This is a genomic window from Bradyrhizobium sp. 14AA (assembly GCF_054185205.1).
Genome location: NZ_JAVAYM010000010.1, coordinates 60,654 through 85,712 on the forward strand (window position 1 = coordinate 60,654; position 25,059 = coordinate 85,712).

Genomic DNA, 25,059 nt, shown 5'->3' on the forward strand with positions numbered 1-25,059 from the left:
TGACCGTTAGCGGACGTCAGCTCGGGCCACTGCGCGAATTGGAGAATAGCACCGCTGCGGCGGATGGGAGCAGCACCTCGTCCGCCCGCAGCCGAAGGCCAAGTTACTGCGTCAGAAATCTATATGCGACAATCAGAGCCGCGATGCTCGCGAAGATCAGGAGTGCCGGGAGGGATTTTCGGATCATTGGAATCGTCGAATGGCGCGCAGCCGATAAACTGGGCTGAGGTTTAGGCCCTGCGCGGACCCGCCCTACTTTGCCCTCTGTCGTTGGTGTGCGAGCCTTTGGTTCCGGCGCCGCGCCCACGCCGCCCAACTCGCTGTAATAAGCGCTGTAAACCTCGCGAACGGCCACGGCGGTGGACTCGGCCTCGCTCATTGTCTCGAGTCTGGTTCGATAGTTAGTCAGAAAGCTCTGTGCGTTTGGCGGAAGGTCATCGAAACCACCGAGCTTGGCCATCATGAGCCAAGTGGCAAAATCCACCTCGGCCTTCGTGCGAGCTTTCTTGGCGATACTGGTGTTGGAGCCAGAGGACATGTTGGTCCGATTGGTTCGCCGGCACAAACTGGCCGGCATTCGGTCATCGTTCGACAGTTCGTTTAGTTATCTCGGTTGACGTCGGGTGGCCACGCCGGGTTCCGCGCTGGGATGCTCTTACCAATCCGCTAGCCTGTAGTTGGCAGTCCGCCTATAGTATCTCCTATGGGCAGGGACGCAGAAAACGCAGCATTTGCTCAAAAAACTCTGGGCCGCAGGATGGAAGTCCCAAGCGGACCGAAGCGCGCATGTATCCGCCCATGGCTCCCCACTTCCGTCAATGTTGATCGCCATGTCAGATGTGGAAATTTTCGCCGATGCGTGGCCACAGGAGTCACGCGATCAATGAACTATTCTAGGTGATTTGCAGGACGGGGAATGAAAAACGCAACGCTGTTTGCCCTTGGTTTATTGGCGGCGGGAGTTTGGTCACACGACAGCGCGAGATGTCAGACGTCGCTGTCCCCGCCGCTTTCGTTGCGCCACCGCCGTCGAATGAGGGAGCGGCCTCTCCGGCCGCTGCCAACAGCGTTTGGCCGCCGATGGCGGAGCCCAGCGTGTCGCCGACGCGGGCGTCTGCAGTAAGTCCCACGCCGTCGGCAAAGAGCAATGTTGGTTCGTCGCGGGCGACGGATGGCGCTCCGCCGCCGACGGCGACCGCCAAGGGTTCGGTACCGCCCCGAGCCGCTAAAGGTGTGCCACCACGCTCGACCGCCCCACGATCTGCCACCATCGAACACACGCCGTTAGGGTCCGACAGCGTTTCGCCGGCACAAGTGATCGACAGGTCGCCGCCATCGGCCAAGCCGGTCTCCGATTACGATGGCTTTAGCGTCGGCATTGTCGACGACGATGACACGTCAAGCCGGACGACGCGACCCGTCAGCTCGCGCCGGGCAAAGCAGCTCAAGCTCAATCAAGAAGCAGATCGTGTCTCTGGACAGCAATTGATCGATCCCGGGGAAGATGACAAGCTAAAAGGCAAGCTTACGATTTGCCGGGGCTGCAAGTAACAACTGCCACTCCGGGCGGACGTTTAGACTGGCCCCCATTTTAGGGGAACTTCTTGCGATGCAGGAGTCCGGAAATGGCCCATCGCTGCAGTGTCTCCCAATGCTCCATGCGTCGGCATTGAGCGTGCGCCGCAGCCTTGGTTTCGCGCAACTCGTTTTGGAGGCGACACGCGGTGGCGATGGCGTCATCCGCCTGTTTGAGCAGGGTGTCTCGTTTGACTGGCGCGTGCATGATTATCGAAAAACCGGGATAGGTTCTGTCCGTTCATTCGCCGCCATGAATTAAAGTGCTCCGGAGAAGGCTCTTTGTGCTACCCTAGGCCATCACCGGCCAAGGCTCTGCCATAGGCGTCGGTGCCTGAGAGACCGTTTGCGCTCCCGCCTATAGCGAGGAGCCAACATGGATCGGTCACGCCAACTTCAACATTTAGAGCAAGCTGAGCGCCACCTGCTGAGTGGCGAGCAGAATGTTGCCAAGCAAGAGCAATGTATCGAGGACCTCGAACGTCACGGGCCGACGCGACTTTGGCCCGCACGCTCTTGGAAACATTCCTCTGCACGCAAACGCAGTTCGTCGGGCACCGCGATCTAATCCTTCAAGAGTTAGACGAGTTGGGCAGTCTGCGACGCTAGGGTCCCACTACTACGGTCGAACTTCTCGACACAGCGTGCGCCCTTCCACAGTTCGATGGCTTCCCCGTCCAACAGTTCAAGCGTCCGTAGTTTCGCTGTCGCATCATCGGGACAGAAAATATCGGTGCGGCTTTGAATGTGTCCGTCAGCACCGAGGAAATATGCTCGATACCCGTGGAGAATTCCCGGTACTTCGTGGCTCAATAATTCGAGCGAGAGGCGGACCTGCTCTTGCGAGCGACACACGAGTTTGCGGGTGGCATCTGAGCTTCGCCGCGCTCGGTCCCACGCTCCAAATTGCCTCTGGGCTACCTCGGGACTTCCACCCGGCATCGGACAACCCCGGAATTTAGCCTCGAATTACAACGGGCACGACCAACTTTGTGCTCCCGGTTGAAACTAGGGCCTAATAGGGCCCGGCGGGTTTTCGGCGAGCCGCCCGCGTCACGCCTGCAATCGAAAAAGGACTTCATTTTCAAAGGCATACGACGTTTTCAACACGCGGAAAACAGTGCTTGCAGCAAGGACCACACGGTTTTGCCGTACGCGCGGCCCGCCATTTCGCCGCAGTTTTCCCGACCCTGTCGACAGAGCCGGAAACTTACAGACGAGACGAAGCCTAGCAGCGCCGCTCATCCGGCGCGAAGCCTCGGGCTCACGGAGAGCAATCCGCCCTGCCCTTAACTTTCGCGCCCGACACTGCCGCGTCCACCGCAAGCCCGGCTCGCGAAAATGACGACCACAAGATCGCCCCTCAAGGATGAGCCAGGATGGGCAATATCTACGTCAAATCCGAATTTCGGTAAAGTGGAATATTTTTGGCGGAGCGGATTGACAGCCTCGCGGGTGTTTTGCCCGTCGGACGATGTCGTCCCGGCGAAGGCCGGGACCCATAACCACGAACAGTCGTTTGGCGAGGACTGTTTGTTTTGGGACTGACACCGTCCGCGATCGAGAGATCACGCGGTATTGGTCCCGGCCTTCGCCGGGACGACGGCGGAAAATGCGGCTGATCGAGAAAGAGACATCACCCCTTCGCCCGCACCGGCCCACCATCCGCCATGGTCGTCACGCCCTTCCGTTCAACGATCATCCCATAGGCTTGCGGCTGGCGATGGACGTCGAAATTGAACGTCGTGCGCTTGTAGGAATTGCACAGATCGAGGTCGCAGCGCGCCAGCGCGATCTCGTCGCCCTTGGTCGTGCATCGCGCGACGATCTCGCCGGACGGCGCGATGATGCAGCTGCCGCCGATGTGGTCGACGCCTTCCTCGACACCGGCCTTGGCAACGCCGACCACGAAGGTGCCGTTCTGATAGGCCCCGGCCTGCATCACCAGCTGATTGTGGAACAGCGAGAGATCGTCATGCTCGGGCGCGGGCGGATTGTGCACCGGCGTGTTGTAGCCGATCAGCACCATCTCGACGCCCTGGAGACCCATCACCCGGTAGGTCTCGCTCCAGCGGCGGTCGTTGCAGATCGCCATGCCCATCACGCCGCCGAAGGCATCGACGACGCCGAAGCCGCTACCCGGCTCGAAATAACGTTTTTCCAGGTGCTGGAATTTCCGCCACGGCTCGGGCTCGGCGTGGCCGGGCAGATGGACCTTGCGGTATTTCGCGACGATCGCGCCGCGCTTGTCGACGAGAATGGAGGTGTTGTAGCGCCTGACGATGCTGTTCTCGACGGTCAGCTCGGCGTAGCCCAGATAGAATCCGATGCCGATCTCGCGCGCGAGGTCGAACAGGGCCTGCGTTTCCGGGCCCGGCATCGCGCGCTCGAAAAAGCTGTCGATCTCGGCCTGATCCTCGAAATACCAGCGCGGAAAGAACGTGGTCAGCGCAAGCTCGGGATAGACGATCAGATCGCAGCCATTGGCCCGCGCCTGGCGCATCAACGCCATCAGGCGGGCCACCACCTCCGTCCTCGTCTCTCTCCTCGCAATCGGGCCGAGCTGGCCGGCTGCGACATTCACAAATCTCGCCACGCGTCTTTCCCTGCTTCTCACGGACCGTCGAAGCCCCGCCTCGGCCCTTCGTCATGATGGGCACAATCAAATTCCGTGCCCTCGCGGGTATCATCGTGCAGCAGCCGGCAAGGCCCACCGAATCTCCGGAACTTCGTTGCCAATCTGCAACGGTTCCCCACGGTCTGAAGCTGGACAAAACAAACTCCCATTCCAGCCACGAACCGCTCTCACAACGCCGTGAGACTAGCAGGGGAACGACGATGCGTGCACAACGCGTTTGGAAAGTGAATGGGACCGCCAGCACCGGGCAGCTCCAATCCAGACTGGATGATCTGAACAAGCGACTGGGACAGCTCGAAAACCAGCATCCCGACAGCTGGAAGCTCGAAGAACTGAGGTCGAGCGCGCTCAACCTCTCGCGCGAGATCGACGACATTCGCTGCGCCGAGGCGACTGCGGCATTGAGCGAATTGCTGCGGAAGTAATCGCGTCCGCCGATTCGGCCGGCGTGCGAGGAACCAACGTCAGCCGCCGCCATTTTCCATCGGGAGCATGGAGCAGATGATGAGCAGGCACCTGACGCGAGCCCATCTCGCGCGCGGCGTGGCCGGCGCGGTTTCCACGCTGGTCCTGTGCGCGACGGCGGCATTCACCATCGCGCGCCACTTCGCGCAGTGAGGGATGATTCGCATGACGTCCGATCCCGAGGAATCGGTGAGGCTGCAAGGCTACGGCGAGATGACGTTGCGCACGGCCGTCGCGACGCTGATGGCGCTCGCGCCACGCGAACGATCCGATGCCGCCATCTTCCGCGTCCGCGATGACGTGCAACTGGCACAAAGCGAAATCGCCGAACTCGCATCCGACTGGGGCATGACGCCGATGGCTGAAGTCAGATCCCCCAGACTCGTCCCGGACCAGCACTGGCCGGACATCGTTCGCGGCATGGTGCGCGAAGCGCCGTTGCCGTCGCTGATGGTGGCGTTCCTGCTGGGTGTGCTGGTGGCGCGGCGGTGAGGATACCCACACCGCCGCCGGCTGCGCCCCCGACCTATGCGTGACGGTCCATTGCGGACGTCCTCTTGGTGTCGCGCATCGTCAGATAGACCAGCAGTGACACCGCGATGCAGCCGGTCAGGTACCAGTAGAACCAGCTTTCGTGACCGATGGACTTGAACCACAGCGCGATCGATTCGGCGGTGCCGCCGAAGATCGAGACGGTCAGCGCATAGGGCACCCCGACCCCCGTCGCCCGCACGCTGGTCGGAAACAGTTCGGCCTTCACCACCGCATTGATCGCCGTGTAGCCCGACACGATCATCCAGGCGGCGGCAATCAACAGGAAGGCCGAGAACGCGTCATGCGTCGTCTGGAGCGTCGTCAGCAAGGGAATGGTGAGCAGCGTGCCTGATACACCGAAGCCGATCAGAAGCCATTTGCGCCCGATGCGGTCCGAGATCGCGCCGTAGATCGGCTGCAACACCATCGCGAAGACGAGACTTCCCGCCGTCACCATGGTGGTCTGGTCGTCGGTCAGCTTCACCGAGAGGCGAAGGAATTTCTGCATATAGGTGGTGTAGGTGTAGAAGGCCGCCGTACCGCCCATGGTCAGCCCCACCACAAGCATCAGCTCGCGCGGATAGTTGAGCAGCGCGCGGAGCGAGCTGGATTTCTTCACCGCATCCTGGCTGTTCTTGAAGGCATCGGTTTCGTGCAGATTGCTGCGCATCAGCGCCGCGACGACCGCGAGCACGGCGCCGAACGCGAACGGGACGCGCCAGCCCCAGGCCCGGATCTCGTCAGTCGAGAGAAACACCTTCTGCAGGAGAAGCAGCACGAGGATGGCGCAGAGCTGCCCGCCGATCAGAGTCACGTACTGGAAGCTGGAGTAGAAGCCGCGGTTCTTCTCGTCGGCGACCTCGCTGAGATAGGTGGCGCTGGTGCCGTATTCGCCGCCCAGGCTCAGCCCCTGCAGGACCCGCGCAAGGCCGAGGATGACGGGAGCTGCCAGTCCGATCGACGCATAAGTCGGGGTCACCGCGATGATCAGCGACCCGAAGCACATCATCACGACGGACAGTGTCAGCGCGTTGCGCCGGCCATGGCGATCGGCGAGATGGCCGAACAGCCAGCCGCCGAGGGGACGCACCAGAAAGCCCGCCGCGAACAGCAGCGCGGCGTTGAGCTGCTGCACCACCTCGTCGCCGTCGGGGAAGAACGCCTTGGCGAAATAGAGCGAAAACGCCGCATAGGCGTAGAAATCGTACCACTCGACGAGATTGCCGACCGAGCCGACGAAGATCGCGCGCAGCCGGCGCTTCATGTCGGTGATATCAGAACGCGACTCGGTGACGGGCGCTCCGACAGTCTGAATTGAGGCTTCCTGTGAACTCACGACGTCCTCCGCAGATTTATTGGAAAACCGGATGGTTTCGGCGCTGCTTCAGCAACGGCTGTGCCAATCGTGAGCGACGCGCGAGAACGCGGAGAATTGCCGGGAGTTACGCAGATTCTCGGGGAGGACGGCCTCGCGAGGACCAGAACGTCGGCGGGAATCCGCCGATGCGAATGCCGACATCGGCGGATTTCCGCCGATCGCGGCCGGCTCAGGGCTCCTTGCGCCCGGGTCGCGCCAGCGCGTATTTCGCCATCTTCTCGTTCAGCGTCCGGCGCGGCACGCCGAGCTCCTCGGTGACGGCGGCAATCGACCAGTCATGCTCGCGCAAGGCGGCCTCGATCAGCGCGCGCTCATAGGCCGCAACGCGGTCGGCGAGCGACCGCTGCGGCGCTCCCGGTTCGCCGCGCCGAAGGATCTCGGCAACGCTGCGGCCGGTCGCGACCAGTCCCAGCGCATAGCGTTCGGCGACGTTCTTCAGCTCGCGCACGTTGCCGGGCCAGTCATGGGCGAGCAGCGCATCGAGGTCGTCCGCCCGCAGCGGCGACATCGTGCGGCCGGCGCCCTTGGCGGCAGCGGCGGCAAAATGCTCGAACAGCAGCAGGACGTCATTGCCGCGCTCGCGCAGCGCCGGCAGGTGGATCTCCGCCGCCGCAAGCCGGAAGTAGAGATCGGAGCGGAAGCGTCCCTGGCGGCTGTCGGCCGCGAGATCACCCTTGGCAGCCGCGATGACGCGAACGTCGACTGGCACGAGCTTGTTGGACCCGACCCGCTCGATCGCGCGCTCCTGCAGCGCCCGCAGGATCTTGGCCTGGAACGGAAGCGGCATGCTTTCGATCTCGTCGAGCAACAGCGTGCCGCCGCTCGCGTGCTCGAACTTTCCGATGCGGGCGCCACGTGCGCCGGTGAAGGCACCGGCCTCGTGGCCGAACAATTCGCTTTCGAACAATTCCGCCGGGATCGCGGCGCAGTTCACGGCGACGAAAGGCGCCTTCGCGCGCGGTCCGAAATCGTGCAGGGCTCGCGCCACCACTTCCTTGCCGGTTCCGGTCTCGCCCGTGATGATCACGTCGCGATCGTGGCCGGCGAGCTCGAGCACGCCGGCGCGCACCGCGACCATCGGCTTCGACAGGCCGATCAGGCGGGCATCGATCTCGCCGGGCGCGGCGAGACGATCGGAGAGCTGGCGAAGCTGCAATTTCAACTGCCGCCGCTCGATCGCGCGGATCATGACCGCCGAGAGCAGCTCGGGATCGTGAGGCTTTTGCAGGAAATCGTAGGCGCCCTCGCGCATCGCAGCCACGGCCAGAGGCACGTCGCCATGCGCGGTCAGGAGCACCACGGGAATATCAGGATCGGCGCGATGAATATCGCGCATCAATTCGAGCCCGGACCGGTGCGGCATGCGAAAATCGGTCAGCACGGCGTCGGGCGGGGTTTCCTTCACGAGGCGCATGGCCTCGTCCACGCCCGCGGCGACCCGGACGGTGAAACCGCCCAGCTCCAGCCATTGCCGCACCGAATTGCGGACGATCTCCTCGTCGTCGACGACGAGCAACGACCCGCTCATGCCTGTAGTTCCGATTGCTGGGAAGCCGGCACGACATCCATGACCGGAATGACGACCTTGAAAGTCGAGCCTTTGCCCGGCGCGCTCTCCACCAAGATATCTCCTCCGAACTCCCTGACGATTCCGTACGAGATCGAGAGCCCGAGGCCAAGCCCCTCGCCGATCTCCTTGGTGGTGAAGAACGGGTCGAACAGCGACTTGACGTGCTCGGGTGCAATGCCGGCGCCGGTGTCGCCGATCTCGATCACGGCGCTGTCGTCTCGCCGGCCGAGCCGGACCTGAAGCACCCGCCGCTCGCAATCGCGCATCGCATCGATCGCATTCGACAGCAGATTGACGACGACCTGCTCGAGCCGGATCGGATTGGCGAGGCTGTGGAGCGGCTCGGCAGGCGCCTCGCGCACCACATCGATATGTTCATGGTCGATGCGGTATTGCAGCAGGCGGACAGCATTGTCGATGACGGGCGCGAGCTCGACGGCGCTGCGCGTGCCGGTCTCCTTGCGCGCGAACATCCTGAGGTGATCGATCAGCGCCATCATGCGCTCGGCGATCGACGACATCAGGTCGAGGTTGGCGGCCGCGCGATCGACCTCGTTGCGGCGGAGCAGGACGCGACTGCTCGCGACATAGGTGATCAGCGCCGCGAGCGGCTGGTTGATCTCGTGCGCGACGCCGGCGAGCGCCTGGCCGAGGCTCGCGAGCTTGGCGCTCTGCACCAGGCTTTCGAGGGTGCGGCGCAGCTCTTCCGTGCGTTCGGCCACGCGCCGCTCGAGAACGTCATGCGCCTCGAGCTTCGCCCTGACGACCTGCCGCCGCTGCCAGGCAACCAGCACGACCAGCAGAGAAGCGATCAGGGCGAAGACGCTCGCGATCGCAACGGTCGCCGCATTGCGCCGAGCATCTGCGACGTCCGAGAACAGGAGCAGCCTCCAGCCCTGATCGTGCGGACGGACCTGCAGGGCGTAGTCCCCAAGCTCGACATTGCCGCGGCCGCGCGCGCGGCCGATCTGAACGCGTTCCCCGTCGCCTTTGGGCACAAAGACCGGAGCCGCGTCGATCGCCTGGCCGAATTGCTGCGCGGCATTCAGTTCTGCGAGCCGCTGCGCGGGGACCGGCAGCAGCGGGCGGTATTTCCAGTCCTCGCGGCTGGCGAGGAAGATCACGCCATTCTCGTCCTCCATCGCCACGAGATCACCGGCGCGCGCCCAATCGGCCTCGAGCGCACCGAGATCGATCTTGACCACGGCGACGCCGAGCGTTTTGTCGCCCTCCACGATCCGATGCGACAGGAAATAGCCGGGCTGTCCCGTGGTGGCGCCGACGGCGTAGTAATGGCCCTCGCCGGCGCGCATGGCGTCCAGGAAGTAGGCGCGGAATGCATAATTGTGTCCGACGAAACTCGAATCCTGGTCGAAATTGCTCGCCGCCAGAGCAAGGCCGGTGCTGTCGAGAACGTACAGTTCTGCCGACCGCGCTCCCTGGTTGAGCGATTTGAGGTAGCGATTGGCGGCGGCGATCGCCGATGCGTCGTGGGGATCGCGGTAGAGCTCGCGGATGGGATCGGCGAGCGACAGAACCGCCGGCAAATAGCGATAGCGCGCGACGGTCGCATCGAAGGTGCTGGCAATCAGCGCAAGCCGGTCATTGGCCTCCCGCTGCATGCGCGCAAAGGCGGCATCCAGCGCGAGAACATAGGCCAACCAGCCCACCGCCGCGATCGCCGCAAGCGCAAGGGCGCCCATCAGCGTGTGTCGCAGCAGGGCTGGACGAGGAGGTTGCATCTGGGCTCCGGACCGGGACGATATCGCTAGGTATCACATCGCGCGGCCGACGCCCGCGGCCAACATCGCGCGGAAAAGGGGAACACCGAGCCGTCCGCTGATTGGGGCAGGCAACGAGCCTCGGAAGCCATGCCGCCGCGACAACCCGCCCTGCCCGGCCAAATCGGCCGTGGACCCGCCCCGAAAATCGTTGCAAAAAGGCGTCCCGAGGCGCTGGCGGCCGGTCCGCCAAGCCTCTGGAAAAGGTCGATTTTTTGGAAGAATGGTCGGAGTGGCAGGATTCGAACCTGCGACCCCTGCGTCCCGAACGCAGTGCTCTACCGGGCTGAGCCACACTCCGACAAGAGGCCGGCTTATAGCGTCGGGTTTGGCGCACCGCAAGCGGCCGAGATGAGGAATTTTGTCCCTGTGAAAACGGGTCTTGAAACGCTGATTTTACCGGCCGGCGAGGCCGGCGCGAAAGCTGCCGCCCGGACCCTGGCCGCCGGCGGGCTGGTCGCGTTTCCGACCGAGACCGTCTACGGGCTCGGGGCGGACGCCGCCAATGCCACCGCAATCGCCCATCTCTACGCCGCCAAGGGGCGGCCGGCCTTCAATCCGCTGATCGCACATGTGGCGGACATTGCCGCCGCGCGCCGGATCGGCCGATTCGACGCGCGCGCCCTGCGCCTCGCCGAGGCGTTCTGGCCGGGGCCGCTGACGCTGGTGGTGCCGAAGACGGACAATTGCCCGGTGGCGGATCTCGCCACCGCGGGCCTCGACACGGTCGCGATCCGCATTCCCGCCCATCCGGTCGCAGAGGCGATCCTGCGCGCCTTCGGCGGGGCGGTGGTGGCGCCGTCCGCCAATATTTCCGGTCATGTCTCGCCGACGCTGGCGGCCCATGTCGAGAGCGATCTTGCGGGGCGGATCGACCTGATCGTGGACGGTGGGCCTGTTACGGTCGGCGTCGAATCGACCATCGTCGGTTGCTTCGATGCCCCGATGCTGCTGCGCCCCGGCGGACTGTCGCGCGAGCGAATCGAGGCGGTGCTCGGCTCAGCCCTGGCGCGGCCCCCCGTGGAGGCCGACAGCGACGAGAGCCAGCCGCTTGCGCCGGGCATGCTGGCCTCGCATTACGCGCCGCGCGCCCAGGTGCGGCTCAATGCACGCGATGTGGCGCCGGGCGAAGCGCTGCTGGCGTTCGGCCCCGCACGTCTGCCCGGCCTGGAGGCCGTCGCCGCTGTCATGAATTTGTCGCCCACCGGTGATCTCGATGAAGCCGCCGCCAACCTGTTCGGCTATCTTCGCGCCCTCGATGCGAAGAGCCCGCGGACGATCGCGGTGATGGCCATCCCCGAAGAGGATTTGGGCGAAGCAATCAACGACCGGCTGCGCCGGGCCGCAGTGGCACGCTGAGCAAGCGGAATGAGAGAAGAAATGAACATCAACAAGTCTGCCACCCCTCCGCTAGCGCCCGAGCTGATCGACCAATTCCGCAAGATCGTCGGCGAGAAGCACGCGATCACCGACGCTTCCGACATCGAGGCCTACGTCACCGAGGAGCGCAATCTCTTTCACGGCCGCTCGCCGCTGGTGCTGCGCCCGGGATCGACGGCGGAAGTCTCTGAAATCTGCAAGCTCGCCTCCGCGCATAAAATCGCGCTGGTGCCGCAGGGCGGCAACACCGGGCTCGTCGGCGGCCAGACGCCGCACAATGGCGAGGTGGTGGTGTCGCTGCGACGGCTCGACAAGATCCGCGAAGTCGACACCGCCTCCAATACCATGACCTGCGAGGCCGGCGTGGTGCTGCAGATCGCGCAGGCGAAGGCATCCGACGTGGACCGGCTGTTCCCGCTCTCGCTCGGCGCGGAGGGCAGCTGCACCATCGGCGGCAATCTCTCCACCAATGCCGGCGGCACCGCCGCGCTCGCCTATGGCGTGGCGCGCGAGATGGCGCTGGGGCTCGAGGTGGTGCTCGCCGACGGGCGCGTGCTCAACGTGCTGTCGAAGCTGAAGAAGGACAACACCGGCTACAATCTGCACAACCTCTTCATCGGCGCCGAAGGCACGCTCGGCATCATCACGGCGGCGACGCTGAAACTGTTTCCGAAGCCGCGGGCGGTCGAGACCGCCTATGTCGGGCTGAAGTCGCCGGCGGCGGCGTTGAAGCTGCTGACCATCGCGCAGAGCGAGGCCGCCAACGCGCTGACGAGCTTTGAATTGCTCTCGGAGATGGCGGTCGACTTCTCGGTCCGCCACGGCATCGACGTGCGCGATCCGCTTGCCGAGAAGCATCCCTGGTACGTGTTGATGGAATTGTCATCGCCCGGCGAGGACGCCCGCACGCCGCTGGAGACGATCCTCGGCCGCGCCATGGAGGAGGAGATCGTCGACGATGCCGTGATCGCGGCCAACCTCACCCAGCGCAACGGCTTCTGGAAGCTGCGCGAGGAGATGTCGTCGGCACAGAAGCCGGAGGGCGGCTCGATCAAGCACGACATCTCGGTGCCGATCGCCGCGGTGCCCGCCTTCATCGAGGAAGCCAACGCTGCCGCGGTGAAGCTGATCCCCGGCGCGCGGCCGGTGCCGTTCGGCCATCTCGGCGACGGCAATCTGCACTACAATGTCAGCCAGCCGATCGGCGCCGACACCGCCGATTACCTGGCGCGCTGGCACGAGATGAACGCGGTGGTGTTCGAGATCGTGCTGCGGATGGGCGGCTCGATCTCGGCCGAGCACGGCATCGGCGTGCTCAAGCGCGACGAGCTGCCCGAGGTCAAGGACAAGACCGCGATCGAGCTGATGCGCGCCATCAAGGCGATGCTCGACCCGCTCGGCATCATGAATCCGGGAAAAGTGCTGTGAACGTGTCCGTCTCCCCTGCTCTCTCGATCGCTGCCATCAATGATGCCGATGTCGAGCCGGTCGTGGCGCTGTGGCAGCGCTGCGGCCTGACGCGCCCGTGGAACGATCCGCATGCCGACATCGCGCTGGCCCGCCGCCGCGACAATTCCACCGTGCTGATCGGCCGCGACCGCGGCATCATCGTCGCGACCGTCATGGTCGGCCATGACGGCCATCGCGGCTGGATCTACTACGTCGCGGTCGATCCCGACTGCCAGAAGCGCGGCCATGGCCGCCTCATCATGGCGGCGGCGGAAGACTGGCTTCGCACGGCCGGCATCGCAAAGCTGCAGCTCCTGGTCCGCCGCGAGAACGTGCAGGCCAATGCGTTCTACCAGTCGCTCGGCTTCGAGGAATCGACCTCGGTCATGTTCCAGAAGTGGCTCGACGGCCGCGCGACGACGCCATAGGCGTTGCGGCTCACGCACCCATACGACCGCGACAACCTGTCTCGGCGGGGCACTGACCCTGCGGCGGTGAATCTTCTATTCCGCCACTTGATTGCCGGCACAATTTAATACACGCTCTGGTAGTTTTGATATTTCCAACGACTGTGCCGTGCTCGCGCTCGCGACCGCCTCGCCGCACGGTCCATATTCGAATTGATTTCCGGGGGCTTGCGATGAGCAACATGCAGAACACGATTCTGATCAGCGCCGGCGTCGTCGCGGCGCTGCCGCTGATCCCGCTCGGCCACTATATCTCCCATGGCTGGGCGGTGCGGAAGCAGCAGATCGTGTCGCGGTTTTCCGACAAGGCAGTCAAGCTCTACCGGGACACGTTCTGCCCCCAGAGCCAGACCGTCACGGCCGAGGCCTTCGCCAAGGAGTATGATGAGCGCTACGGCCGGAAATACTTCGTCGTTCCGACGTTGCTGTTTGCCGGAACGCTGCTGTTCGCGGCGTTTCACAGCATGGGATGGATTTTCGGCCATGACTGGATGGGCATGCCCGAAACCAACAACACACCAAAGATCGCCATCTCGGGCCTGGCCGGCGCCTATGTCTGGGTGACCTATGATCTGATCAGCCGCGCGCGGCAGAACGACGTCGTGCCATCCGATGTCAACCGGGCGACGCTGCGTCTGCTGCTGTCGGTGCCATTCGGCTTCGCGATCGCTGCGTTCGCCGGCGCCGTTTCCGGAGGGCCGAGCATCACGCACTCCGCGCTTGCCTTCCTCGTCGGGGCTTTTCCGACCGACACCGTCCTCAAGTTCATGCGCAGGACCGGCGAGACGTCGCTCAAGCTGGACGCGCGATCCTCTGGCGACGACATCGCGGATTTGAGGACCATCGACGGCGTCGCCACGCCGGTCGCCGAGCGTTTCGTCGACGAGGGCGTCAACACCAGGCTGCAGCTCGCTTATGCCGATCCCGTCGTGCTGACCATCAGGACGGGAATGGACTTCGCGTTCATCCTCGACTGCTGCGGACAGGCCCTGGTCCGGATGTATTTCGACCAGAATCAAGCGGCCGTCCTGAAGAAGTTCGGGCTGCGCACCAGCATCGAGGTGTCGGGGCTCATCGATCCCCTCGAGACATTCGAGGAGGCCGCCGCCGCTGCGCTGGCGGCCGGTACCCAGCCTCCAGCCCCGTCTCCGGAGCAGTCGGACGCGCAAAGACAGCTCACGGCTCTGGCGGCCGCATTGACCTTGGACGAAACCTCGACACGATTTATTCTCAGCCAGATCGCGGGGGACCCCTACTCCCTGTTCGCGTTTGAAATCTGGGCCGGATCTGCTGCCTGACAGGAGCTGCGGCCCGCAGCTGTCAGGAGAATGACTTTGTCCGTTTCCGATCGCGTCCGCGTCAAGGACGTCCGCGTGCTCTCAGACAATTGGACCCCCCTCAAGACCACCACGTTCGACTACCGGCGCGCCAACGGCGAATGGCAGACGCAGCACCGCGAGACCTACGAGCGCGACAACGCCGCGGCAGTGCTGCCTTACAATCTCGGCCAGCGCACGGTGATCCTCATACGCCAGTTCCGCCTGCCGGCATTCATCCGCGGCTACGATGACCTCCTGATCGAGGCCGCCGCCGGCGTGCTGGACGACGCCTCGCCCGAGGTGCGCATCCGCGCCGAGGCCGAGGAGGAAACCGGCTATCGCCTGCACCACGTCCACAAGGTGTTCGAGGCGTTCATGAGCCCCGGCGCCGTCACCGAGAAGCTGCATTTCTTCGTCGCCGAGTACGAGCCTTCGATGCGCGTCAGCGACGGCGGCGGCCTGGAACACGAGGGCGAGGACATCGAGGTGCTGGAGCTCGGCATCGACGAGGCCCTGGCGATGATCGCCGACGGCCGCATCGTCGACGCCAAGGCGATCATGCTGCTGCAATACGCGGCGCTGCATATTTTCAGGTAGGTGACGCCCTTCACCCTCCCCTCGAGGGGAAGGGTCGATCGCGCGCAGCGCGAGCGGGGTGGGGTGATCTCTCCGCACGGGCACTGTTGGATGTGGAGGGACCGTCACCCCACCCCGTCTCACATTCGCTACGCTCCATGTGAGCCGACCCTCCCCCTCCAGGGGAGGGCAAGAGGCACCGTCCACACCGCACCATCCTCATCTGCAATTCTGTCCTGCGCCGCCGCTCCCCCGTTGAGCAACCCGAAAACTATCTCTACTCTGGCCCTAACCAAGAACCAGGAGACGCGCCCATGTCAGCTCCGCGCGACGACGAATTCGGCTTTGCGCCCGACCACGATTCCCCCGTCCCCTACATGCAGCGCACGCGCGACTATTACGGGGCGATCGGCTACACCACGCCGTATCGCTGGGCGCATTACACCGAGGCGTCGTTCCAGCCGCTGAAGAAGCCGCTGGCAAAGTCGCGGGTGACGATCATCACCACGGCTGCGCCTTTCGATCCGACCAAGGGCGACCAGGGGCCAGGCGCGGCGTATAATGGCAGCGCAAAATTCTACCAGGTCTATGACGGCGATACGTCGCAGCAGCACGATTTGCGCATCTCGCATATCGGCTACGACCGCAAGCACACCTCGGCCACCGACAACGGGACCTGGTTTCCGCTGCCGCAGCTCTTGAAGGCGAGCGCGGCGGGCCGCATCGGCGAGGTCGCGCCACGCTTCTTCGGCGCGCCGACCAACCGCAGCCATCGCGTGACGCTGGACACCGACGCGCCGGAGATCCTGGCGCGCTGCATCGCCGACAAGGTCGACGTCGCGGTGCTGGTGCCGAACTGCCCAGTCTGCCACCAGACCACCGCGCTGGTGGCGCGGCACCTCGAGCGGAACGGCATCCCGACCGTGATCATGGGCTGCGCCAAGGACATCATCGAGCACGCCGCCGTGCCGCGCTTCTTGTTCAGCGACTTCCCGCTCGGCAATTCCGCCGGCAAGCCGCACGACGTCGCCTCCCAGGCGCAGACGCTCGAGCTGGCGCTGCGGCTGCTGGAGACCGCGAGCGGCCCGCAGACCACGATGCAGTCGCCGCTGCGCTGGAGCGAGGATGCGTCCTGGAAGCTCGACTACAACAATGTCGCGCAGCTCAGCCCCGAAGAGCTCGCCCGCCGCCGCGCCGAATTCGACAAGCAGAAGGAGATCGCGCGCGGCAACCGCGCCGCCTGACGTCCTCCGACAACGACAACAAAAAGGGAGAGCGACGTGACGCGACCATTCGAGGGCGTGAAGATCCTGGACTTCACGCAAGTGCTGGCCGGCCCCTATGCGAGCTACCAGCTCGCGCTGCTAGGGGCAGACGTCATCAAGGTCGAGCGGCGCGAGGGCGAGGACATGCGCCGCACGCCGCTCAGCCGCGAATGGGCCGAGCGGGGCCTGGCGCCGGCATTCCAGGCGATCAACGGCAACAAGCGCAGCCTGACGCTCGATTTGCAAAAGCCGGATGCGATCGCGATCGTGAAGAAGCTCGCGGCGCAAGTCGACGTCGTCATGGAGAATTTTCGGCCGGGCGTGATGGACAAGCTCGGCATTGGCTACGAGGCATTGTCCACGATCAATCCAAAGCTGATCTATTGCGCGGTGTCGGGCTTCGGCCAGACCGGCCCGGATCGTTTGCGACCCGGCTATGACGGCAAGATGCAGGCGCTGTCGGGCATCATGGCGATTACGGGCCATCCCCAGACGGGTCCGACCCGCGCCGGCTTTGCGGTGTGCGACGTGCTCTCGGGCGCGACCGCCGCATTCGGCGTGTCGAGCGCGCTGTACCAGCGCGACCGCACCGGCAAGGGACAGTTCGTCGATGTCTCCATGCTGGAGGCGACGATGGCGTTTCTCTCCGGGCAGATCGCGGACTGGTCGGTCGCGGGCCATCGCCAGCAGCTGTCGGGCAACCAGGCGGTGAGCCGCAGGACCACTGCGAACCTCTTCAAATGCGGCGACGGCCACATCCTGCTCGCCGTCAACAACGAGAAGCAATACCGCGCGCTGATGTCGACGCTCGGCCGCGAGGACACGCTCACCGACCCGCGCTTTGCCGACTGGTTTTCGCGCAACGAGAACGAGCCCGCCCTGCGCGCCATCATCGAGGAGGCGCTCGCGGCGAGGCCAGCGCGCGAATGGGAAACGATCCTGGAGGACGCCGGCGCGCCCTGCGCCAGCATCTGGAAGGTCGAGGAGGTGATCGACCATCCGCAAATCAAGGCGCGTGGCGCCATCCAGGAGCTGGACACACCCTACGGCCGCCTGCGCTTTGCCGGCAGCGGCTTCAAGCTCGCCCATGGCGGCGGCAAGCTGGACCGGATGGCGCCGGAGCTGGGGGCGGATACGGATGCGGTGCTGGGCGAGTTGGGGTTCGATGCGGCGGAGATCGCGGCGCTGCGGGCAAGGGAGATTGTGTAGGTCGCCTCACACTCGGCTGCCGTAGGGTGGGATAAGCGAAGCGTGCCCGCCATCGCTTATCGCGTAATCGGAGAGATGGTGGGCACGGCGCGTTGCGCCTTTGCCCACCCTACAGCCCTGAGTTTGCGGCACCAGCTAGAACAACGACCCCTGCCCGTCATCCGCCGATCCGGCAGCCGCCTTCCGCACCGCCTTCTTCGGCTTCGCCGCCTCGGCCTCCGCCGCCATCTCCTCCGCACTGATCGGGAGCAGCAACTGATCATCGTCGTTGGCGACGCGGTTGACGCGGGTGGAGACGGGGTGCCAGGCGAATTCGCCGATCTGCGGAGCGGCCATCAGCGACAGCACGGCATCGACCTCGTCGCCACGGATGTCGAGCCAGCGCTCGAAATCGCGCGGGCTGATGGTGACGGGGACGCGGTCATGCAGCGCCGCGAGATCCTCGCTTGCCGCCGCCGTGACGATCGCGACCGTGTCGACCTCCTCGCCGTTCGGCCCGATCCAGGTCTCGAACACCGCCGCAAAGCCGAGCGGCTCGCCGTCGGCGCGGTGAATGAAGAAGGGCTGCTTGCGGCCGCCCTCCGCCTTCCATTCGTAATAGCCGTCGGCCGGGATCAGGCCGCGCCGCCGGCGAATCGCCCTTTTGAAGGCGGGCTTCTCCAGCACCGTCTCCGAGCGGGCGTTGATCAACAGCGTGAACGCTTTGGGATCCTTGACCCAGCCCGGCAGCAATCCCCAGCGCATCAGGCGGAAATGTCGAGCGCCGTTTTCTGCCAATACGACCGGAATCGGCTGCGTCGGGGCGACATTGTACCGGGGCGGAAAGTTCGGCTGCTCGATGTAGCCGAACAGTTGCCGTAAAGCCGCGGGGGCCGAAGTTATGACGAAGCGTCCACACATCCTTGGGGCCTATATAGGGTCCGTTCAGGTCCTTTTAACCCCGAACGTTAACACTGCGGCTGATGAGCTCAACGGCCCCCCAACCCGCGCGGACGCTTGTACAGACGGGCCCCGAGGCCGCCGCCTGGGCCGAGCGGCTGCGCGTGGCCAACATCAACCCGCGGACCGGGCTTGCCACCGACTATCTCAACCATTTCAATGAAGCCGTGATGCTGCTCGAAATGGTCCCGGACATGCCGGAATGTGCCGATGACTTCTTGACCTGGTCGCCGCTGTCCTATGCCGAGCATTTCACGGCGTCGAATTTCAAGGCCCGCGACCTCGCCATCGAGGCCTATGAGAAGGCCGATCCCAACGTGCGCGCCCAGTTCGACCACATCACCGACACCATGACCTCGATTCTGTCAGCGGTCGGCTCGGCCATGCGCGAAGTCGAGAAGGACACGACCCGCGTCCGCCTCGCCGAGCAGGCCACTCTCTGGGTCAAGCCGCTGATCGCAGCCTGTGGCGGCATCATCAACGGCGGCGCCGAAGCCGACGTCGACACCATCATGTCGAACTGAGCCAAGGTTAGCCGAAGAGATGTCCTCGGTCGTCCAGCCCACCCATCCCCAGCTTGCGGTCAGCGCCGCGATTTTTCGCGAGGGCAAGGTGCTCCTGGTCCGCCGCGCCCGCTCGCCCGCCAAGGGCTTCTATTCGCTGCCCGGCGGCCGGGTCGAGTTCGGCGAATCGCTGCACCAGGCACTGAGCCGTGAGATCGGCGAGGAGACGGGGCTCAGAATCGAGATCATCGGCCTTGCCGGCTGGCGCGAGGTGCTGCCGGCCGCGGCTGGCGCCGGCCACTACCTGATCATGTCCTTTGCCGCCCGCTGGGTGGCCAGGGAACCGTCCCTGAACGACGAACTCGATGACTACCGCTGGATCGCCCCGGATGCCCTGGCCAGCCTCGGCGACCTCAAGCTGACCGGGGGGCTGGAGGAGGTCATCCAGTCCGCCCATCGGCTGATTGGACCCTGATTGAGCCGGGAGCTCCGACACCTCTCCCGCTTGCGGGAGAGGTCGCATCGCATCGTAGATGCGAGGCGGGTGAGGGCTCTCTCCTCTTGGGGGTTCTCGCCTGCGGAGACACCCCCTCCCCAACCCTCCCCCGCAAGCGGGAGAGGGCCCGCGCGGCTCCGCCTTGCGCCCGCCGCCCCGAGGGGGCATACACCCCGCCGATGTCCACGCGATTTCTGGCCATTTTTGCCCTGATTCTCGCCTGCGCCTCGGTGCCCACGAGGGCCCAGGACGTGGCGGCGCCGTTTGACGCCGATTTACAGCGGCTGGCGGAGATTCTGGGCGGCCTGCACTATCTGCGCGGCATCTGCGGCTCCAACGAGGGCAACAAATGGCGCAGCGAGATGCAGGCGCTGATCGACGCCGAAACGCCCGCCGGCGAGCGCCGCACCCGCATGATCGCCGGCTTCAACCGCGGCTATAACGGTTTCCAGCAGACCTATCGGAGCTGCACGCCGGCCGCGACGGTGGCGATCCGCCGCTACATCGAGGAAGGCTCGAAGATCTCGCGCGACCTCACCGCGCGTTACGCGAACTGATTCCTTTCAGCCTCATCCCGAACCGTAACTCCGTCATCCTGAGGAGCCTGCCAAAGCGGGCGTCTCGAAGGATGAAAGGCCGGGCTGCCGCAGCGGGGCCTGCATGGTTCTCGCGGCGATGCTCAGCATCGTCCGCCACGCGCGCGAAGAGCGCGCTCCTCACCATGAGGGTTTGGCTGTCGAACGCACGGTGGGAACCCTGTCATCGACTTTGTTCACAGCCGTTAACCGTTCCTAAAGATGTGGCCTAGCGGGCGTTAATACGCGTGCTACACCTCTCGCACAGCGCATCGCCGTGGACGCGCCTCCAGCCCTGTCGAGTTTCATGAGCCATCCGATTTCATACGCCCCCGACCGCGCGCCGCTGCCCGATCACGAGCAGAAGCAGGCAGCACTGAGCTATCTCAACGAGGCCTGGGCCGAAGCGCGCCATGAGGGCGTCGACGGCGACTGCCTCGCGCAGGCGAGCCTGTTTGCGGCCTTTGCCGAGCTCGTCGGCACCTACGGCGAGGACGCGGTGGCGAAATTCGTCGAAGGTTTTCCGGGCCGCATTCGTAACGGCGAATTCTCCGTCGACATCTCCCGGCAGTAAGCCGTTTTCAAAAATGACCCCGCCACGCGGGCGGGGCCAGTTGACGGATGAATGACTTTGCGAGACGTCGCGAAGCCTGCAGCCTTTATCGCACGGAAGCCGCCTTCCCCCGACTAGCATTAGTCTCGCAACGGCCGGGAGATGTTCCCGCCGCGAGCGGGAAAGTGCCTCCTCCTGCGTCAAGGCTCGATCTTGAGCGTCGCTTTCATGTTCGGATGATAGCGGCAATAGTACTCGACCGTTCCCGCCTTCTTCAGCACTGATGTCGCCGACTTCGTCGGCGGCAGCGTCACGTCGAAATCGCCGTTCTTCGCAGTGGCAGTGTGGGCGAAGACGTCCTTGTTGATCCACGTGATGGTATCGCCGACCTTCGCCGACACCTCCGCCGGAGAGATCACGAGATTCTCCATCGTGATCTCTATCGTCGCGGCGCGCGCCGGGACTGATATCGACAGGAGGATGACCGCAAGCGCGATCGAAGCGAGGCGTCCCGGCATCATCCTATGCCCCTATTTCAGCTCGGCCGCGACATGCTCGGCGTGCTGCTGATGGCCCTGAAAGATCTTCAGGCCGGTCTGCAGCAGGCTCTTCAGCTCCGCATTGCCGGCGGACGGAATGAGCTGGGTCTCCAGCGCGCCGTTGACCGCCTTGTGGTAGGCAACCTCGTTGGCGACATAGGCCTTGTCGAAGGCAACGCCGCTCAGCTTGTCGAGCTCGGCCAGCTTGTCGCTGGCCTGCTTCGACAGCGCCTTGCTGGTGTCGTTGTCTTCAGGGGTGACGTTCAGCTTCTTGACCAGCGCCAGCGCCTGCTTGTTGACCGCCTCGTGATCGCGCAGCATGTCCTCGGCAAACGCTTTCACGTCCTTGTTCTTCGCTTTTTTCTGCGCCTGCTTGGCGGCATTGATGTCGATCACGCCGGCGGTGTAGGCGATGTGGGCGATCTGCGGATCGGTCGGCTTGTCGGCCGCGCTTGCGCCTTGCAGCAGCACGGGGCTCGACAACAGAATTGCCGCGGCGGCCGCCGCGCTCCAACGGATGAACATGGTTTGACACTCCTGTGCTGCCGGACGGTTCGCCGGCGCGTTGCTTCACAGGAATTGGATGGGCGTTTGGCGCGAACGTTCCCGAAAATTTTCAGCCGCCTACACCGAGCCGCCTGAGCACCGCTTCAGTCAGGCGCTCGCAGCGCCATCCGGCAAACGGGAACGCGTCCATCATCACCGGACCGATCTCTTTTTCGACGTTCTCGCGCAGCATGGTGCGGGCGCGGTGCAGCCGCGTCTTCACCGTCTCGGGCTTCACGCCGAGCAGATCGGCGGTCTCCTCGATGTTCATGCCCTCCATGACGCGTGCGACGAACACCATGCGAAAGACATCCGGCAACTCGTCGATGGCGCGTTCGACGACGCGCTGGATTTCACGTTGGGCCATGGTCCTTTCCGGATCGCCTGCGGGAGAAACGGGAAATTTGATGATCTGCGCCTCGAGCGCCTCTTCCGGCACCGCGCCAAGCTCGACATGCGGCCTGGCGCTGCGCACGCGACCAAGCGCTTCGTTGATGGCGATGCGGGACATCCAGGTCGACAGCCCCGACTCACCGCGGAAGCCGTCGAGATGGGTGAAGGCGCGCACATAGGTTTCCTGCACCACGTCCTCGGCCTCGCTGTCGCTACGCAGAATTGCGCGTGCGAGGCGATATAGCCTGCGGTTGTTGGCCTGCATGATCTCGCGGAAGGCGGCCTCGTCACGGCCTCGCGCGCGGTCGATCAGCTCGGCTTCCAATGGTCTGGCGCCGGCGGACAGGCCGGCTGCGGTCCGTGGCATGGCGGTCACCTGCTTGCTTCGCTACCGGACATTGGATGCAGGCCAAGGAAAAAGGTTCCTGACTTTCTTACGCAGGAAATCTTACCCTCCAGGCGAGGGTAAGACAGGCCCTAATCCGTTTCGATCGGCAACAACGGGTCCCGGGCCCATTCGCCCATGGAGGCGTCGTACAGCGTCAGCTTGTCGTAGCCGAGCTGCGTCAGCAGCAGCAAATCGATCGTCGCCGAGATTCCGCCGCCGCAATACACGATCACATTCTTGTCGCGCGTGACGCCCTGGGCGGTGAATTTCGCCTCGGCATCGGCCAGCGTTGTCAGCGTCTTGTCGGCATTGACGAGCGTTGCGGCTGATACGTTGACGCTGCCGGGCACGCGGCCGGATCGGCCGTAGCGGCTCGGCTCCAAACCCTGGTGAAACTGCGGCCCAAGCGCGTTGACGATCACCGTCGAGGAATCGCCAATCCGCGCCTTCACGACATTCTTGTCGACGAAGAAGCCCTCGCGCGGGATGGCCTTGAAGGTTGTGGCCGGATAGCCCTTCGGTGCGCCGGTCTCGATTGGCCGCCCCTCTTCCTTCCATTTGTCGAGGCCGCCGTCGAGTACGCGTGCATCGACGCCGAGCGAGCGCAGCATCCACCAGAACCGTGTCGACCACATCATGGTGCCGATGCTGTAGAGCACGATGGTCTTGCTCGCATCGAGGCCGTGGCGGCCGAAGGCGGCTTCGAGTTGGGCGACATCAGCCATCATGAAGAGCGGGCGCGCGGAGGTGTCGGAGAACTCGCCTTGCAGGTCGAGGAAATCCGCGCCCGGAATGTGGCCGGCTGCGAACGTCTTGTCGCCGGGCACGGCGCGGTAAGGCACGTCGCTGCCGGGTGGGACGGGCTCGTTGTAGGTCGTGCAGTCGTAGAGGCGAAGGTTGGGATCGCCGAGGATGGCGGCGAGTTGCTCGGTGGCGATGAGGGGTGTCGGTTGGGACATGCGATGACCTCTCCAACGTCGTCCTGGCGAAAGCCAGGACCCATTACCACCGCATTATCTGGCTGCGGGCAAGTGTGGCCACCAGTCTTCGCCACAATATCCGGTCGGGGTTATGGGTCCTGGCTTTCGCCAGGACGACATCGAATATGTGGCGCGACCGCGCGACGCGCGGCCCCCTACTGCTTCAGCGTCTCCAGAAACCGCACCGGCTCGCCCTGCGAGGGCGTGACCAGCTCGCCCTGCCACATGACGCGGCGGCCGCGGATGAAGGTGCCGACGGGCCAGCCCGTCACCCGCACACCATCATAAGGGGTCCAGCCGGCCTTGGAGGCCACCCATTTGTTGGTGATGGTTTCGCTGCGCTTGAGATCGACGATGGTGAAGTCGGCGTCGTAGCCCGCCGCGATGCGGCCCTTGCAGGCCATGTTGTAGAGGCGCGCGGGGCCGGCGCTGGTGAGATCGACGAACCTTGCCAGCGACAGGCGGCCGGCATTGACATGATCCAGCATCAGCGGCACCAGCGTCTGCACGCCGGTCATGCCCGAGGGCGAAGCCGGATAGGTCTTCTGCTTCTCTTCCAGCGTATGCGGGGCGTGGTCGGAGCCGAGCACGTCGATGATGCCCTGCTCGATGCCGCGCCAGATGCCGGCACGGTGATCGGCGCCGCGCACCGGCGGGTTCATCTGCGCCAGCGTGCCGAGCCGCTCGTAGCATTCGGGCGCGACCAGCGTGAGGTGGTGCGGCGTCGCCTCGCAGGACGCGACGTCCTTGTGGTCGCGCAGGAATTCGATCTCTTCCTTGGTCGAGATGTGCAGCACATGGATCCGCTTGCCCGTCTCGTGCGCGAGCTTGACCAGGCGCTGCGTCGCCATCAGCGCCGCGGTCTCGTCGCGCCAGACCGGATGCGAGCGTGGATCGCCCTCGATGCGCAGCGATTTGCGGTCATTGAGGCGATACTCGTCCTCGGCATGGAACGCGGCGCGGCGGCGGATGACCTGGAAGATGCGGCGCAGGCTCTCGTCGTCCTCCACCAGCAGCGCACCGGTCGAGGAACCGATGAACACCTTGACGCCCGCACAGCCCGGCGCACGCTCCAGCACGGGCAGGTCCTGCACGTTCTCGCGGGTGCCGCCGATGAAAAACGCAAAATCGCAATGCATGCGGTGATGCGCGCGCTTCACCTTGTCGGTGAAGGTCGCCTCCGTCACGGTCAAGGGCGACGTGTTCGGCATCTCGAACACGGCGGTGACGCCGCCCATCACGGCGCTGCGCGACCCGGTCTCGAGGTCTTCCTTCTGCTCCAGCCCGGGCTCGCGGAAATGCACCTGCGTGTCCATCACGCCGGGCAGGATGTGCAGGCCCTTGCAGTCGATCACCTCGGCAGCAGAGGCTTGCGACAGTGGGCCCAGCTCGGCGATGCGACCGCCCGTGATGCCGATATCGCGAACACCCTCGCCATCCTGGTTGACGACGGTGCCGCCTTTGAGGATCACGTCGAAACGCTGGGTCATGGCTGAAGGCCTCTCTCATCCCCAAGCGCAGGGCTCAAGGTCTTGTCGTTT

Annotated in this window: 26 protein-coding genes and 1 tRNA gene; 14 read left to right on the forward strand and 13 right to left on the reverse strand. The window is 64.6% G+C overall.

The genetic code is table 11. The features are described 5' to 3' along the window. Positions 1-103 precede the first annotated feature (103 nt). Positions 104-538 (reverse strand): hypothetical protein, encoded by a 435-nt coding sequence (locus RAD15_RS19420; RefSeq protein ID WP_458179931.1) that lies wholly within the window; start codon positions 536-538, stop codon positions 104-106. Positions 539-893: 355 nt separating this feature from the next. After that, entirely contained in the window at positions 894-1,343 is a 450-nt protein-coding gene (locus RAD15_RS19425) for a hypothetical protein (protein ID WP_458179739.1), read from the reverse strand. Between the two features lie 308 nt (positions 1,344-1,651). Here RAD15_RS19425 and RAD15_RS19430 point away from each other — a divergent pair, with 308 nt between their 5' ends. Then, positions 1,652-1,837 (forward strand): hypothetical protein, encoded by a 186-nt coding sequence (locus tag RAD15_RS19430; RefSeq protein ID WP_458179740.1) that lies wholly within the window; start codon positions 1,652-1,654, stop codon positions 1,835-1,837. A 1,374-nt stretch (positions 1,838-3,211) separates the two neighbouring features. Here RAD15_RS19430 and RAD15_RS19435 read toward each other — a convergent pair. Next, a complete protein-coding gene (locus RAD15_RS19435; protein WP_458179741.1) occupies positions 3,212-4,171 on the reverse strand; it encodes an N-carbamoyl-D-amino-acid hydrolase in 960 nt (319 codons plus the stop codon). Positions 4,172-4,224: 53 nt separating this feature from the next. Between RAD15_RS19435 and RAD15_RS19440 the strand changes: the two genes are divergently transcribed. Next, complete coding sequence (locus RAD15_RS19440) at positions 4,225-4,638, forward strand: hypothetical protein (RefSeq protein WP_458179742.1); 414 nt, start codon at positions 4,225-4,227, stop codon at positions 4,636-4,638. A gap of 205 nt (positions 4,639-4,843) precedes the next feature. Then, a complete protein-coding gene (locus RAD15_RS19445) occupies positions 4,844-5,170 on the forward strand; it encodes a hypothetical protein (protein ID WP_458179743.1) in 327 nt (108 codons plus the stop codon). A gap of 34 nt (positions 5,171-5,204) precedes the next feature. Here RAD15_RS19445 and RAD15_RS19450 read toward each other — a convergent pair whose 3' ends face one another. The 4 genes from RAD15_RS19450 to RAD15_RS19465 all read right to left on the reverse strand — a co-directional run bounded on the left by RAD15_RS19450 (position 5,205) and on the right by RAD15_RS19465 (position 10,242). After that, complete coding sequence (locus tag RAD15_RS19450) at positions 5,205-6,476, reverse strand: MFS transporter (protein ID WP_458179932.1); 1,272 nt, start codon at positions 6,474-6,476, stop codon at positions 5,205-5,207. Between the two features lie 283 nt (positions 6,477-6,759). Further along, positions 6,760-8,118 (reverse strand): sigma-54-dependent transcriptional regulator, encoded by a 1,359-nt coding sequence (locus RAD15_RS19455; protein WP_458179744.1) that lies wholly within the window; start codon positions 8,116-8,118, stop codon positions 6,760-6,762. Next, a complete protein-coding gene (locus RAD15_RS19460; RefSeq protein ID WP_458179745.1) occupies positions 8,115-9,902 on the reverse strand; it encodes an ATP-binding protein in 1,788 nt (595 codons plus the stop codon). The genes RAD15_RS19455 and RAD15_RS19460 overlap by 4 nt, the downstream gene beginning before the upstream one ends. Before the next feature lie 263 nt (positions 9,903-10,165). Beyond that, positions 10,166-10,242, reverse strand: a tRNA-Pro gene (locus tag RAD15_RS19465). A 68-nt stretch (positions 10,243-10,310) separates the two neighbouring features. Between RAD15_RS19465 and RAD15_RS19470 the strand changes: the two genes are divergently transcribed. The 7 genes from RAD15_RS19470 to RAD15_RS19500 all read left to right on the forward strand — a co-directional run bounded on the left by RAD15_RS19470 (position 10,311) and on the right by RAD15_RS19500 (position 17,606). Beyond that, on the forward strand, positions 10,311-11,300 hold the full coding sequence (locus RAD15_RS19470; protein WP_458179746.1) for an L-threonylcarbamoyladenylate synthase: 990 nt from the start codon (positions 10,311-10,313) through the stop codon (positions 11,298-11,300). A 21-nt stretch (positions 11,301-11,321) separates the two neighbouring features. Next, positions 11,322-12,749 (forward strand): FAD-binding oxidoreductase, encoded by a 1,428-nt coding sequence (locus RAD15_RS19475; RefSeq protein WP_458179747.1) that lies wholly within the window; start codon positions 11,322-11,324, stop codon positions 12,747-12,749. Positions 12,750-12,751: 2 nt separating this feature from the next. Then, a complete protein-coding gene (locus RAD15_RS19480; protein WP_458179933.1) occupies positions 12,752-13,198 on the forward strand; it encodes a GNAT family acetyltransferase in 447 nt (148 codons plus the stop codon). A gap of 212 nt (positions 13,199-13,410) precedes the next feature. Next, entirely contained in the window at positions 13,411-14,535 is a 1,125-nt protein-coding gene (locus tag RAD15_RS19485) for a hypothetical protein (protein WP_458179748.1), read from the forward strand. A 36-nt stretch (positions 14,536-14,571) separates the two neighbouring features. After that, positions 14,572-15,153, forward strand: a complete 582-nt coding sequence (locus RAD15_RS19490) for a GDP-mannose pyrophosphatase (protein ID WP_458179749.1) — start codon at positions 14,572-14,574, stop codon at positions 15,151-15,153. 293 nt (positions 15,154-15,446) lie between these two features. Then, positions 15,447-16,376: a glycine reductase gene (locus RAD15_RS19495; RefSeq protein WP_458179750.1), complete on the forward strand. Its 930-nt coding sequence runs from the start codon at positions 15,447-15,449 to the stop codon at positions 16,374-16,376. 36 nt (positions 16,377-16,412) lie between these two features. Next, positions 16,413-17,606, forward strand: coding sequence for a CaiB/BaiF CoA transferase family protein (locus RAD15_RS19500; RefSeq protein WP_458179751.1), 1,194 nt, complete (start codon positions 16,413-16,415; stop codon positions 17,604-17,606). A 135-nt stretch (positions 17,607-17,741) separates the two neighbouring features. Here the strand turns inward: RAD15_RS19500 and RAD15_RS19505 are convergent, their stop codons facing one another. Beyond that, a complete protein-coding gene (locus RAD15_RS19505; protein WP_458179752.1) occupies positions 17,742-18,506 on the reverse strand; it encodes an SOS response-associated peptidase in 765 nt (254 codons plus the stop codon). 62 nt (positions 18,507-18,568) lie between these two features. On the opposite strand from RAD15_RS19505, the gene RAD15_RS19510 reads away from it, so the two are divergent. From RAD15_RS19510 to RAD15_RS19525, 4 genes are all read left to right on the forward strand, one after another. Continuing rightward, the gene (locus RAD15_RS19510) at positions 18,569-19,069 is read left to right on the forward strand and encodes a hypothetical protein (RefSeq protein WP_458179753.1); all 501 of its coding nucleotides are present in this window, start codon (positions 18,569-18,571) and stop codon (positions 19,067-19,069) included. 19 nt (positions 19,070-19,088) lie between these two features. Further along, positions 19,089-19,523: an NUDIX hydrolase gene (locus RAD15_RS19515; protein ID WP_458179754.1), complete on the forward strand. Its 435-nt coding sequence runs from the start codon at positions 19,089-19,091 to the stop codon at positions 19,521-19,523. A 200-nt stretch (positions 19,524-19,723) separates the two neighbouring features. Beyond that, entirely contained in the window at positions 19,724-20,101 is a 378-nt protein-coding gene (locus RAD15_RS19520) for a TIGR02301 family protein (RefSeq protein WP_458179755.1), read from the forward strand. Between the two features lie 325 nt (positions 20,102-20,426). Next, positions 20,427-20,693: a hypothetical protein gene (locus tag RAD15_RS19525; RefSeq protein ID WP_458179756.1), complete on the forward strand. Its 267-nt coding sequence runs from the start codon at positions 20,427-20,429 to the stop codon at positions 20,691-20,693. A gap of 179 nt (positions 20,694-20,872) precedes the next feature. On the opposite strand, the gene RAD15_RS19530 is transcribed toward RAD15_RS19525, so the two are convergent. From RAD15_RS19530 to RAD15_RS19550, 5 genes are all read right to left on the reverse strand, one after another. After that, positions 20,873-21,193, reverse strand: a complete 321-nt coding sequence (locus RAD15_RS19530; protein ID WP_458179757.1) for a cupredoxin domain-containing protein — start codon at positions 21,191-21,193, stop codon at positions 20,873-20,875. Between the two features lie 9 nt (positions 21,194-21,202). Next, positions 21,203-21,736 carry a DUF4142 domain-containing protein gene (locus RAD15_RS19535; protein ID WP_458179758.1) on the reverse strand — a complete coding sequence of 178 codons (534 nt, stop codon included), beginning with the start codon at positions 21,734-21,736 and terminating at the stop codon, positions 21,203-21,205. A gap of 91 nt (positions 21,737-21,827) precedes the next feature. Then, positions 21,828-22,517: an RNA polymerase sigma factor gene (locus tag RAD15_RS19540; protein WP_458179759.1), complete on the reverse strand. Its 690-nt coding sequence runs from the start codon at positions 22,515-22,517 to the stop codon at positions 21,828-21,830. A gap of 110 nt (positions 22,518-22,627) precedes the next feature. Further along, the gene (locus RAD15_RS19545; protein WP_458179760.1) at positions 22,628-23,497 is read right to left on the reverse strand and encodes a sulfurtransferase; all 870 of its coding nucleotides are present in this window, start codon (positions 23,495-23,497) and stop codon (positions 22,628-22,630) included. Positions 23,498-23,673: 176 nt separating this feature from the next. Next, positions 23,674-25,008, reverse strand: coding sequence for a dihydroorotase (locus RAD15_RS19550; protein ID WP_458179761.1), 1,335 nt, complete (start codon positions 25,006-25,008; stop codon positions 23,674-23,676). Positions 25,009-25,059 lie beyond the last annotated feature (51 nt).